This is a genomic window from Candidatus Limnocylindrus sp., from assembly GCF_040397215.1.
GTDB lineage: Bacteria > Chloroflexota > Limnocylindria > Limnocylindrales > Limnocylindraceae > Limnocylindrus.
Genome location: NZ_JBBAWK010000009.1, coordinates 12,375 through 24,408, shown reverse-complemented (window position 1 = coordinate 24,408; position 12,034 = coordinate 12,375). Strand labels below are relative to the sequence as shown.

Below are 12,034 nucleotides of genomic sequence, written 5' to 3'. Positions count from 1 at the left end.
GATGAGCGATCCGATCCACCTCAGCCCCCAAGCCACAGGCCTAAACGAAGAGGGAGCACCACAAGCCCCAAAGATTGGTGATCGGCTGCGCCAGGCTCGCGAACGGCGTGGCGTGAGCATCGCTGAGGCGTCTGCCACGCTAAAGATTCGTGCCCCAATTCTGGATGCCTTTGAACGTGAGGACCACAGTCAGCTTCCGCCACGCGTCTACGCACTCGGGCAACTTCGTACCTACGCTGCCTACCTCGGACTTGACCCGGCCACGGTCGCAGCGGGGTGGCAGGGGGCCCCAACCCCTGAAGGAGCACCCGCCCCGACACCATCGCAAGGAGCAACATCGGCAATGGGTCGCCTCGTCGCACTGCGCCCAGGCGTCATCCGCTCGACGCGAGGGGTGCTGGCGATGGGCGGGCTAGGGCTCGCGGTGCTAGTGATCAGCGGGTTTATGGTGCTGCAGCTCCTCCGATTTATCTTGCCGCCCTCCATCGCCATTACCTATCCGGTCGAAGCGCTCAGCAACCTTAAAGCAGGGACGCTCTCGTACGAAATCAGGGGGACTGCCGATGCGCGCGCCAGCATCGTGATTGACACGAGCGCTGGGGCGCAGCTGACAACTGAGGCTGACGAGAGTGGCCTCTGGAGCCTTCTTGTTCCACTTGGCACCGGGCGCACGGAGGTCGTGGCGCACGCGGCTAGGCCGGGCACTGGCGGTGAGTCCAGCACCACAGCGGAGCGAGTGTTCGTGGTCGCCCTTCCCGATAAGGTCGCCCCCGAAGTCATCGTGACGCAACCCTCCACCAATCTCGCTGTTGAAAACGGCGACGTGCCGATCTTGCTCCTCACGGCCCCAAACTCCGAGGTTTCGATCACGGCAACAGATACCTCAGGGGGGCTTATCGCCGCAACGATTACGAGTGACGCGAGTGGGACGGCCACTGGCGGCATCTCCCTCCCAGCGGGGCGCTGGACTTTGAGCTTCAGCGTCACCGCCGCCGACGGTGCGCTCGGCCAGGCTACTCGCACGGTGGACGTCTCCTTCCGTGGCGTCATGGTGAGCGTCACTGGCGGCGCCTCCTCAACCTGGATCCGCGTATGGATTGATGGCCAACTAGACCCGGCGATTGGCGTTTCGGGGAAGACCATCGCCCCCGGTACGCGGTTAATCTTTACGGGAGAGAAGCGAATTGACATCCGTAGCGGCGATTCCTCTGTCCTACTTATCGTCCTCAACGGGCGTACCATAAGCGGGCTTGGGAGCGGCACCGGAGCCGAAACCTATGCCTTCCTCAGTACGGGGAAGGTCGAGAAATCATCAAGGAGGTAGTGCATGCCAGCCGACAATTCGTTTGACGTCGTCTCGGAATATGACGAGCAGGAGCTCACGAACGCCCTCGACCAGACGCGGCGTGAGGTTGCCACGCGATACGATTTTCGCGATGCCACCGCCGAAATCAAGGAGGAGAAGGGGGAGCTGATCATCCGCGTCGACGGCGACCTACGCCTGAAGGCGCTGCGTGACATCCTCGAATCAAAGTCTGTGAAGCGCGGCATCGACCTTCGAACCTACGACTGGGGGAAGGCAGAGGCGGCAGGCGGAGATACGCTTCGCGTGCACGTCAAGCTGCGCAAGGGCCTCGACGATGTCGCTGCGAAGAAGATCGCCAAATTCATTCGTGACACGTTCCCAAAGGTAAAGACCCAGATCCAAGGTGAGGCGGTGCGTGTCACCGGAAAGTCACGCGACGAGCTGCAAGAGGTGATGACGAGCCTCAAGGACCTCGATGTTGAGCGGCCGCTGCAGTTTGAGAACTATCGGTAACTTGTGACCCGCTCAATTAGTGATATCGCTGCTGGGTTAGAGCCCTCCCGTGGAGGGGCGCCACTCCATCCTGGATCGCGCCTCCATATCATTGGGGTTGGCGGTACCGCCGCACTTGCGGCGGCGCTGCACGCTAGGGCGCTCGGGTTGAGCGTTTCGGGGTACGACCAAGCCCTGGCAGGGGAGTCGGCGACGATCCTATCGCACGCCGGAATTCCCGTCGGCTCCGCAGGAAGTCCTGAGGTGCTGCAGGCCTGTACGGCGCTCAACGCCGAGAGCGCGGTCGCGATCTCAAAGGCAATTACCAGCACGCAGCCGAATCATCCTGAGGTGCTGCTCGCACGAGCAGCTGGCGCACATGCGGTCTCCGTGCAGCAGGTGATCGCTGACGCCGCTGCGACACGCGGTGGGCTCATGATTGGCGTTGCCGGAACGCACGGCAAGACGACCTCCACTGGATGGGTTCTCGATGCGCTGGTCCGCTCTGGTCTTGACCCATCGGCCTTTGTCGGCGGCCCACTCGGCGTGGAGCTTGGCACACCTACCGGCTCGCCCGTACATATCGGTGCCGACCCTGGCTTTGTCGTAGAGGCTGACGAGTACGGCGGCAACTTCGACACCTACAACGCTGATCGCGCACTGGTTCTCAATGTGGATTGGGATCATCCCGACATCTTTGCCGACCGTCGTGCCGCCGTAGAGACGTTTGCACGTTGGGCGACCTATCCGGCCGAGAGAGGCGCCGTGTTCCTCAACAGTGGAGACCAGGGTGGCGCTGAACTCGCCGCGCTCCTCGCTGCTGGAGGGCATCGCCACATCTACACCCTCTCAACTTCAACGACAGCTAGTGCGCAAGAGACCGATCTGATCGCGGCGGTAACGTCACGCGGGGAGGCGGTCTTCTCAATCACCGTAAGACACCTCTCGGACCGCGCCGCCCTCGCAGCTCCAGCACTTCGCGATCTTCTCAATTGTGAGTTGCCGATCGGGCTCCTTGGCGCACACAACGCGTCAAATGGCCTTGGCGTTGCCGCGCTTGTAGCCAGTGCGGGCGGCAGCGCCGATGGGATTGCGCGCTCACTCGCCACCTTTGGAGGTGTAGGTCGCCGCATGGAGGTGCGCTATGACCACGGTTCGATCACTGTCCTCGACGACTACGGCCATCATCCAACCGCAATTGACGCCACGCTGGAAACGGTCCGTCAGCGATATCCAGGTCGCACGCTCGTTCTCGCTATTGAGCCGCTCACCTACCACCGCACCACTGCACTCCTTGAGGGCCTCGCGCAGTCGTGCAGCGCTGCAGACCGAGTTGTTGTCGCAGAGATCTTCGCCGTGCGTGACCTCGATACGACCAGCGTTTCGGCCTCCGATCTTGCCGAACGGATCGCGGCCATGGGCACGCCAGCGATAGCACCCGGAACCGTAGTCGAAGCTGCTGCAGCCCTACTCCCGAGCATTACATCCGAGACGGTGGTCTTGGTGATGGGCGGTGGGCGATCGACTGAGCTTGCTGCGGCACTGGCCCGAGGACTCGCAGCCGCCTCGTAGCGAGTGTGTCGCGAGAGGAGGGGAGGGGGCTAGGCTCCGTCTGGTGAGCCGGCGGCAGCATCGGGTCCTGGCGGCGGTTGTGTCGCAGCCGCGGCGGCGAGCGCCTTCGCCTGTTCGCTCTCGGGTCGCGAGAAGAGAGGGTGGCCATCGGAGGTCAAACAGCGCCCCGTTGCCAGATCCCATTGCCACCCATGAATGCTGCAGGTCAGCGTTTCGCCATCCGTGGTTCCGAAGCGGGTGAGGTCGGCCTTCATATGAGGACAGCGACGCTGGATCTGCCAACCGGCCAGATCGAACGTCCCCTCGGTTGGGCCATTCTCGGCATAGAAGCCCTCGGCGTACTGGATCCTTGCCGTGGAGAGGCACTTGAACCAGGTGTAGACGTAGTCGTTATAGGCGCCTTTACGCCACGCTGAGAAGCGCAACGAAAGGAAGAGGCTGTTGACCCAGTCATCCGTGCGGGTGCGCACCAGGTGATCCAAGAGGTAGCGGGGGATCGTGAACCGGAAGTCCACCTCTCGACCATCGTCGGCAACGACCGACCGCTCGGGGAAGTCGAGGATGATCGCCTCGTCGTCCGTCTGGATCTTGATCGCAGTGCCGATGCCGTCGCAGACACGCGGGCCGAGCGCCATGAGCGGCTCCAGCCAGGCGCTCAGCTCTGGTACCAAGTTGCTCCGGGGTCCGATCCACGATGCCTTCTCGGCTGCAATGACAGGGGCCATGTCGGCTGCGTATCTGCGCAAATACACCTCTTTATCTGCAAAGACATCTTGCACAGACAGATCACCTTGTAGGTGTTGCACGTCGAAAACGCCATCAGCGTTGAACTGGCCAACGCTCCCTGGGAGCATGAGAACGGCCGCTTGGCCCTCAGCCTGCAGGCGCTCAACCATGAAGCGCTGGTCGGGGAAGATCGAATCCTCAGCGTCGTGCACGTCATTCCAGCGGAAGAGTTCGTCATCGAGGAAGCAGGGGGGTCCCGCAGAGGGGATCACCACACGGGGCGAGATGATCTCGGCGTAGCGGGCGGCTCGCGTGAACTGCGCGGCACGTTTCTTCTTCGCGAGGGCCTCAGCCGCCTTCGCCGGCATGTCGTAGACCATTGGGTACCAGATCGCACCGCTGAACTGCAGCAGGCAGATGTCGATCGCTCCCTGCACGAGGAGGCGGTCGGGGTCTGTAGGGCGGCTGTCATTGAGGTTGAGGAGTCGCTCTACGCCGTCGTCGATAAGGAGCGCGGAATCACCAATTGGGCCATCTGTCGGAGCTGTGAGGGCCTCTACGACGATGCTGAGACCGCCGTGCTGCACAGGGACGCCCGACGTAGTCTCGATGAACTGGTGGAATCCAAGCCCCTGGAGAGCCTCCTTGAGCTCTGGGAGTGGGTAGGCGGGGAGAATGACCACCGCGTCCTTGTTGCAGTAGGCCCTCAGCCACTCAGGGTCGAAGTGATCCCGATGCAGGTGGCTGATGTAGAGGTAATCGGTAGCTCCGAGGGCGAAGTGGTCGAGCTTGTCGTTTCGGGGGTACGGGAACCAGCCGGCGTAATACGCCGGATTGAACCAGGGGTCGCACAGGATCGAGCCGTGCGTGGTGTGGATCTTAACTCCGGCCTGGGCGATGAACTCAATCCGCATGGGTGGAGGATAGCGAGGTTCCGTGCTCGACGCCCAGCCTGCTTCGTCACATAACTTTCATTATCGGAACCAAGATAGGGAGAGCCGCAGCACGGAGCCGCCTCCTGTAACTGTCCCCTCTGGCAGGTAAGCCGGGTGAACTCTTGGCTTAGAGCAGCTTCGCTGTCGTGTTGCGCTTCAGCCGTTTCAGTTCGCTGGCCAGCTCGGCGGTGGCAAAACCTGTGACATGGAGAGCATCTTCGTCGTAGGCCACCTGGATGCCGCCCCGGGCGCGAATCGCCTCAACCTCCCCCACCGCTGTGTATGGGAGTCGGAGGTCGACTGGGGTCCCTTGGCGCTGTAGCGCCTCTTCGAGGGCGCTGCGGAGCGGGCCAAGGCCGAGCCCCGTCGCCGCCGAAACGCCAAGCGCCGCGGAGTCAATTTCGCGCGCGTGCATCTGCGCCGCGTCGATCTTGTTGGCGGCAATGATGCGGGGCTTCTCAGCGGCGCCAAGTTCGTCGAGCACAGCCTGCACCGTGGCGCGGTGCTCCAGGGCGTGATGGTCCGAGGCGTCGACAACTTCGAGTAGTAGATCTGCACGGGAGACCTCTTCCAGGGTGGCGCGGAATGCGTCGACCAACTGGTGCGGCAGTTTATGGATGAACCCCACGGTGTCCGTGACGATCGCATGAAGGCCGCCTGGTAGCCGAATCCTACGGCTGGTTGGATCAAGGGTGGCAAAGAGGCGATCCTCGGCCAGCACCACGCTGCTCCCGACCAGGCTGTTGAGGAGCGTCGACTTACCTGCGTTCGTGTAGCCAACGATGGCGACGGTCGGCTCACCGCGTGTCGTGCGGCTCTTCGCGCCCGTCTCGCGGCTGCGACGCACCTGGTCGACGCGCGCTTTCATCACGGAGATGCGATCGCGAATCAGGCGGCGGTCGGTCTCGAGCTGAGACTCACCGGGGCCGCGGGTGCCGATGCCGCCTCCCGTACGTGAAAGGTGCGTCCACAGCTTTGTCAGTCGCGGCAGCTGATACTCCAGTTGTGCCAGCTCCACCTGTAGGCGACCCTCGCGTGTTCTGGCGTGCAAGGCGAAGATGTCAAGGATCAGTCGGCTGCGGTCAATGACCTTCACCCCGAGCACCTCCTCAAGGCCACGCTGCTGTGTAGGCGAGAGCTCGTCATCGGCGATCAGCACGGTGAAGCCCGTCTCGACCTTGGCGGCAAGCAGCTCGTTCGCCTTACCAGCGCCGATATAGGTGTCAGGGTCGGGGTGTCGTCGTTGCTGCCATTCGGCGCCAACAACCTCAGCCCCCGCAGTGCGAGCGAGGCTCGCTAGCTCTTGAAGGCTATCTTCGGCCGGCCAACCAGCATCACTACCGGTGTCCACTGCGATGAGAAAGGCTCGCTCTGGCGCGGGCGTCAGGTCAATCGGCGCGCTTCTCTTCGTCACTGTCCCTCTAGCGTACCGCGATCCGCAGCGCGTGCGGAAGGAGGATCTGGGCAATTTCGTCTGCTGGGCGTCCATCGGTTGGGATCGTTTCGGCTAGATTCTCACCGCGGTACCAGGTGCGCTGTCGGCGGGCATAGGCCCACGTTCGTGTTGCTGCGGTGCCAATGGCACGTTCGCGATCCATCGTCTGGTCGAGATATGACTGTGCTTCTCGGTAGCCAATGCCGGAGAGTGCAGGAGTTTCGGCCGGGAGACGCGCAGCAAGCTGCTCGGTCTCCTGTACGAGGCCGCCATCAAACTGTGCCCGAACACGCGCTACAATGGCGGCGCGGTGTCGCTCGAAGTCGTTGTCATCAATCTGCACGTACGCCGTTGGAGCTGCCCACGGATTCTCCTCTTCGGCGAGCGGATCCCCGCCGAGGCGCACGATCTCCAGCGTTCGAATTAGACGTCGAGAACTCGCGGTCGCAACGGCATCTGCCGCCGCTGGATTCCGCTCACGGAGCTCCTTGTCGAGCGGTTCACGGCCCACATTTGAGAATTGCAGTTCAAGCTGTTCACGAATCAGGGGATTGCTTGGACGCGCTCCGCCCGAGAGGAAACCCTTCAGCAGGCCACGCTGATAGAGGCCGGTACCGCCCACCACGATGGCTATCCCCCCGCCCCCGCCCACCTCGGCGTGGCCCGCGATAGCGGCGCGTGCCGCGTCAAGCCAGTCGTACAGGGTGAAGGCATCGCTCGCCTCAGCAATATCAATGCAGGCATGCGGACGAGCGGCACGAATTTCGGTGCTGATCTTGTCAGTTCCGATGTCAAAGCCGCGAAACACTTGGCGTGAATCTGCCGAAATCAGGATTGAACTCACCCCTGCAGCGTCGAGGGCGTTGGCCAGCGCAATGGCGGCGGCGCTCTTCCCTACCGAGGTAGGACCACCGATCGCGAGAATCGGTAGGGTCGGCATGCTATCGGGCGTAATCAACCGCCCGCGTCTCTCGGATCACCGTTACGCGAATCTGACCCGGATAAGCAAGCTGCTCTTCGATGCGCTTGACCACCTCGTGGGCAATCGTGCGCGCCTCTTCATCGCTGACCTGATCAGGGCGAACCAAGATGCGTACCTCTCGGCCAGCCTGCACGGCATAGACTTTCTCAACGCCGTCGAATCCGAGTGCGATCTGCTGTAGGTCTTCAAGGCGGCGGAGATGGGCCTCGCCTTGATCGCCACGTGCGCCAGGTCGTGCGGCGCTGATCGCATCCGCCACCTGCACAATCGGGGCCTCACGCGCGGTGCACTCCACCTCCTGATGGTGCGCAGCAATCGAATTGACGATCCCCTCTGGCATACCATGACGACGCGCCAGGTCGGCGCCGATCGCAGCGTGCGTGCCTTCAATCTCGTGGTCAAGCGCCTTGCCAATGTCATGAAGGAGGCCACCAACCTTTGCTGCGCGAATATCCATGCCGAGCTCGCCAGCAACGGCGCCTGCAACCTGCGCAGTTTCAATTGAGTGCAGCAAGACGTTCTGACCGAACGAGGTGCGCCACGCTAACCGACCTAAGATGCGCAATAGTTCTGTCGGAACACCGGTCACACCAACCTTGAGTGCGGCGGCTTCGCCGTTCTTCAGCGAGTCGGCATCAACCTCACCCTGGGCCTTCGCAACGATCTCTTCGATGCGAATCGGATGAATTCGACCATCCTGCATGAGGCGCTCAAGGGCAACGCGTGCCACTTGGCGACGAACTGGGTCAAATGACGAAAGCGTCACCTGCAGCGGGGTCTCATCGATGAGAAGTTCCACGCCAGTCGCCGCTTCAAGGGCGCGAATGTTGCGCCCCTCGCGACCGATCAGTCGGCCCTTCATCTCGTCGCTCGTGAGCTTCACGTGGGTCACGGAGTGCTCAGCACTGTGGTCCGCTGCAACGCGCTGCATCGCCGTCAGGATCATGTCGCGTGCTCGGTCGGCCGCATCTTCTTGGGCACGTCGCTCCAGGGTTGCCTGCAGTCGCTTCGCCTCGCGCTCAGCCTCTTCGGTGAAGCGCGAGAGAACTTCGGTCCGAGCGGCCTCGGGGTCGAGCCCGGCGACCTCTGCAAGGCGCGTATTGACGTTTGCGCGGGCCACATCAAGGGCAACAGACTCATCAACGAGGGTGCGCTCGCGCTCAGCGATCGCGACCTCTCGACCGGCAAAAAAGCTCTCGCGCTCACCAAGGGTGACTTCGCGAAGGCGAAGGCGCTCACCCTCTGCTGTCGCCGCCTCACGGTCGGCCTGTTGGGCGAGTTCGGCCTCAGCTCGCAGGCGTGAGATCTCTCCCTTGGCGCCGATCACCAGGGAGCTCTGCTGCTGACGCGCCTCTTCGAGGATGGCGGCAGCTCGTCGGTTTGCGGCACGGATGGCGGCGGCGGCGATCACGCTTCGTAGCGCGAGCCCGGCTCCTACGCCGAATAGGGCGAACAACACGGGGGCGATCCCGTTCAATTCAGGCATAACGCTCTCCTGCCAGGCTGGCCCCGCGGCCTGGCTCGCGGTAAATAGGTCAAATGCCCAGCGAAAGGCTGGAGAGGAGAGGCTACGCCTACCCGCCAGATCGGTCAAACGCCCGGGGCGCTGAGCGTGGCGGGCTACTCCTCTTCGGTGCCCCCCTCGGTCACTGGGGTCCGGGTTTCAGACTCGACACGCTCCCGGGCGAGGCGCCAAGAGAGGGCGCTCGGGAAACCCCGTCGGGCAAGCCCCTGGGCCAGTCGCTGGACCTCGGCGCGGGCATCGCCGCCACGTAGGCGCAACTTGGCCAGGGCGGCGCGTGCGGCGCGCTCCTCGGCCCCCTCCGCGTGCTCGTCAACGACGCGCAGAGTCGCCCCCCAGACCTGCTCCGTACTCTGCGCCTCCCCCGCTGCGCGCTGTGCCAAGAGTCGCTGCGCGAGCTCGTCGTCAATGCCGCGTCTTTTCAGTTCCTGCAAGAGCGCACGATCACCACGCTGTCGCGATCGGTCACGCGAATCGAGAAGCGCCTGCCCGAACCGCTCGTCATCAACCAGGCCGATCTCGACGAGACGGGCAACTGCTGTGCGCACATGTTCTTCCGGGTATCCGGCGGCGATCAGGCGCTCCTCAAGACTCTTGCACGAGCGCGGTGCGCCGCTGAGCGAGCGTGCAGCTGCCTCCAATACATCGGAGGCCTCTGCCGCTGCTCGGCGGGCTTTCTGCGCTTCAGGGTCGCGGCGACGCGCCACGACGCACCGTTACTCCGCTTCGGGAGCGACGGCGGCGGGAATCTCAAGCGTTGTGGAGACTGCGCGAAGCTTCGCGTCGATCTCGGCAGCAACTTCAGGATTCGCCTTAAGGAACTCCTTTGACTGCTCTCGGCCTTGACCGAGGCGCACGTCGCCATAGTTAAACCAGGCGCCAGTCTTGGAGATCACATCGGCTGCAACGCCAACGTCAAGCAGGCCGCCCGCCATGCTGATCCCTTCGCCGTACATGATGTCGAACTCGGCAATGCGGAATGGCGCGGCCACCTTGTTCTTCACCACCTTCACGCGTACGCGAGAACCGACGGCCTCCGTGGCGTTCTTGATCGTTTCGATTCGTCGAATATCGAGGCGAACCGACGCGTAGAACTTCAGCGCACGACCGCCTGGGGTCGTCTCTGGGCTGCCGTACATGACGCCGATCTTCTCGCGCAGCTGGTTCGTGAAGAGCAGCACCGTGTTGGAACGGGCCACTGCACCGGTCAGCTTGCGGAGCGCTTGGCTCATGAGGCGTGCCTGAATACCGACAAACGAGTCACCCATCTCGCCTTCGATTTCAGCGCGTGGCACGAGTGCCGCGACTGAGTCGATGACAACGATGTCAACGCCGCCCGAACGGATCAGGGTTTCTGCAATCTCAAGTGCCTGCTCGCCGGTATCTGGCTGGCTGACAAGCAGCTCGTTCACGTTGACGCCAGTCTGTGCGGCATACGCTGAATCGAGCGCATGCTCGACGTCAATGAATGCGGCCACACCGCCGCGGCGCTGTGCTTCAGCAATGATGTGCTGGGCGATCGTGGTCTTACCCGACGATTCTGGCCCGAAGATTTCGCTGATGCGGCCTTTCGGTAGGCCACCAACACCAAGGGCGATATCGAGTGAGATCGCTCCGGTTGGGATGGAATCAATCGCGAGTCGTTCGCGTGAGCCGAGCTTCATGATCGCACCGCGACCGAACTGCTTCTCGATGGTGAGGATCGCCGCTTCAACGGCGCGACTGCGCTCAGTGGAGGGCTTCCCCTCCTCCTTTGGCTCGACGGCTGCGCTCTTCTTGGATTCGCTCTTCTCTGCCATGGGTCACTCCTTATCTTCCGACGCTACAGCCCTCTTCTGCTGAGCTCCTCGTAGTCTGCCTGCCTCGGCGTACCGCGGCTGCATCGCGCCGCGCTCTGGCACGGCGCCCGGCTCGTCGCCGACTCCAAGTCGGGGGGTCCCCGGCCCCCCAGCCGCAGCCCGAAGGCGCGGCAGTTCAGCGGCGAGTGTACCCGACGCGATGGCTCTCCGAACCTCCCCCATGAAGGCGCTCATATGACGCAGGTTGTGGATCGTGAGGAGGCGGTAGGCCAGCAGCTCCTCCGCGCGGAATAGGTGCGCCAGGTAGGCACGGCTAAAGCGCCTGCAAGTGCTGCAGTCGCACAGGGCATCCACAGGCTCCTGCTCGTCGAGATGGCGCGCGTTGCGCAGATTGAGGCGTCCTCCCGTGACCCAGGCCTGCCCGTTGCGGGCAACCCGAGCGGGCAGGACGGAGTCGAAAAGATCGACCCCGCGAAGGACGGCCTCGAGGAGGTCAACTGGCGATCCGAGACCCATCAGGTAGCGAACGCGAGGGTCCCCCTCAAGCGCGGCAACAGTTGCGTCGATCGCTGTGTTGCGTTGCTCTGGGGTTTCGTCCCCCGCCAGACCACCGAGGTTAATTCCATCAAACGGGAGCGAGCGGATGTAGGTGGCGGATTCGGCGCGCAGTTCGGGGTTGATTCCGCCCTGCGCAATGCCGAAAAGCGCCTGGCCTGGTCGGCTGTGCGCTCGCAGCGAACGCACCGCCCAACGATGTGTGCGATCCATCGCTCGTCGCACCTCGCGATCAGTGCTCCCATCCGGCATCACCGGTTGATCGAACGCCACGGCAATGTCTGGACCGAGTGCCTGCTGCACCTCAATAGATCGCTCAGGGGTAAAGAGGTGCATCGAACCGTCGAGATGACTGCTGAATATTGCACCCCCCTCGTTAATGCGCATCAACGGGCCAAGAGAAACCACCTGAAATCCACCCGAGTCGGTCAGGATCGGCCGATCCCACTGCATAAACTCGTGAAGGCCGCCGAAGCGCTGCACCCGCTCATGTCCTGGGCGCAGATAGAGGTGATAGGTATTCGCGAGGATGATCTGTGCGCCGAGCGCCTTCAGGTCTTCTGGGTCGAGTGACTTCACCGTGGCGTTCGTGCCGACGGGCATGAAATCTGGCGTCTGTACGACGCCGTGACCTAAACGTAACTCGCCAGCTCGGGCTCGCGATGTGCTGTCTTGCGCGGTGATCGTGAACTGTGCGGCGCCACCGGCGC

The 12,034-nt window shown here is 63.0% G+C and carries 10 protein-coding genes; 3 read left to right on the top strand and 7 right to left on the bottom strand.

Annotated features, from left to right (window positions below; translation table 11 throughout):
* The first annotated feature begins 1 nt into the window (after position 1).
* Genes AC3LCN_RS03670 through AC3LCN_RS03660 form a run of 3 tightly spaced genes read left to right on the top strand, consistent with a single transcriptional unit; the run spans position 2 to position 3,370 of the window.
* Entirely contained in the window at positions 2-1,324 is a 1,323-nt protein-coding gene (locus AC3LCN_RS03670) for a helix-turn-helix domain-containing protein (protein WP_488648732.1), read from the top strand.
* Positions 1,325-1,327: 3 nt separating this feature from the next.
* The gene (locus AC3LCN_RS03665; protein ID WP_488648731.1) at positions 1,328-1,819 is read left to right on the top strand and encodes a YajQ family cyclic di-GMP-binding protein; all 492 of its coding nucleotides are present in this window, start codon (positions 1,328-1,330) and stop codon (positions 1,817-1,819) included.
* Between the two features lie 3 nt (positions 1,820-1,822).
* Complete coding sequence (locus tag AC3LCN_RS03660) at positions 1,823-3,370, top strand: glutamate ligase domain-containing protein (RefSeq protein WP_488648730.1); 1,548 nt, start codon at positions 1,823-1,825, stop codon at positions 3,368-3,370.
* A 29-nt stretch (positions 3,371-3,399) separates the two neighbouring features.
* On the opposite strand, the gene AC3LCN_RS03655 is transcribed toward AC3LCN_RS03660, so the two are convergent.
* The 7 genes from AC3LCN_RS03655 to tgt form a co-directional block, all read right to left on the bottom strand.
* Positions 3,400-5,010 (bottom strand): Rieske 2Fe-2S domain-containing protein, encoded by a 1,611-nt coding sequence (locus AC3LCN_RS03655; protein ID WP_488648729.1) that lies wholly within the window; start codon positions 5,008-5,010, stop codon positions 3,400-3,402.
* Between the two features lie 148 nt (positions 5,011-5,158).
* Complete coding sequence (hflX, locus tag AC3LCN_RS03650; protein WP_488648728.1) at positions 5,159-6,445, bottom strand: GTPase HflX; 1,287 nt, start codon at positions 6,443-6,445, stop codon at positions 5,159-5,161.
* Positions 6,446-6,452: 7 nt separating this feature from the next.
* Positions 6,453-7,406 (bottom strand): tRNA (adenosine(37)-N6)-dimethylallyltransferase MiaA, encoded by a 954-nt coding sequence (gene miaA, locus AC3LCN_RS03645; RefSeq protein WP_488648727.1) that lies wholly within the window; start codon positions 7,404-7,406, stop codon positions 6,453-6,455.
* 1 nt (position 7,407) lies between these two features.
* The gene (gene rny, locus AC3LCN_RS03640; RefSeq protein WP_488648726.1) at positions 7,408-8,934 is read right to left on the bottom strand and encodes a ribonuclease Y; all 1,527 of its coding nucleotides are present in this window, start codon (positions 8,932-8,934) and stop codon (positions 7,408-7,410) included.
* Between the two features lie 134 nt (positions 8,935-9,068).
* Positions 9,069-9,677 carry a regulatory protein RecX gene (locus tag AC3LCN_RS03635; RefSeq protein WP_488648725.1) on the bottom strand — a complete coding sequence of 203 codons (609 nt, stop codon included), beginning with the start codon at positions 9,675-9,677 and terminating at the stop codon, positions 9,069-9,071.
* Positions 9,678-9,686: 9 nt separating this feature from the next.
* Positions 9,687-10,769 carry a recombinase RecA gene (recA, locus tag AC3LCN_RS03630; protein WP_488648724.1) on the bottom strand — a complete coding sequence of 361 codons (1,083 nt, stop codon included), beginning with the start codon at positions 10,767-10,769 and terminating at the stop codon, positions 9,687-9,689.
* A gap of 3 nt (positions 10,770-10,772) precedes the next feature.
* Positions 10,773-12,008 carry a tRNA guanosine(34) transglycosylase Tgt gene (tgt, locus tag AC3LCN_RS03625; protein ID WP_488648747.1) on the bottom strand — a complete coding sequence of 412 codons (1,236 nt, stop codon included), beginning with the start codon at positions 12,006-12,008 and terminating at the stop codon, positions 10,773-10,775.
* Positions 12,009-12,034 lie beyond the last annotated feature (26 nt).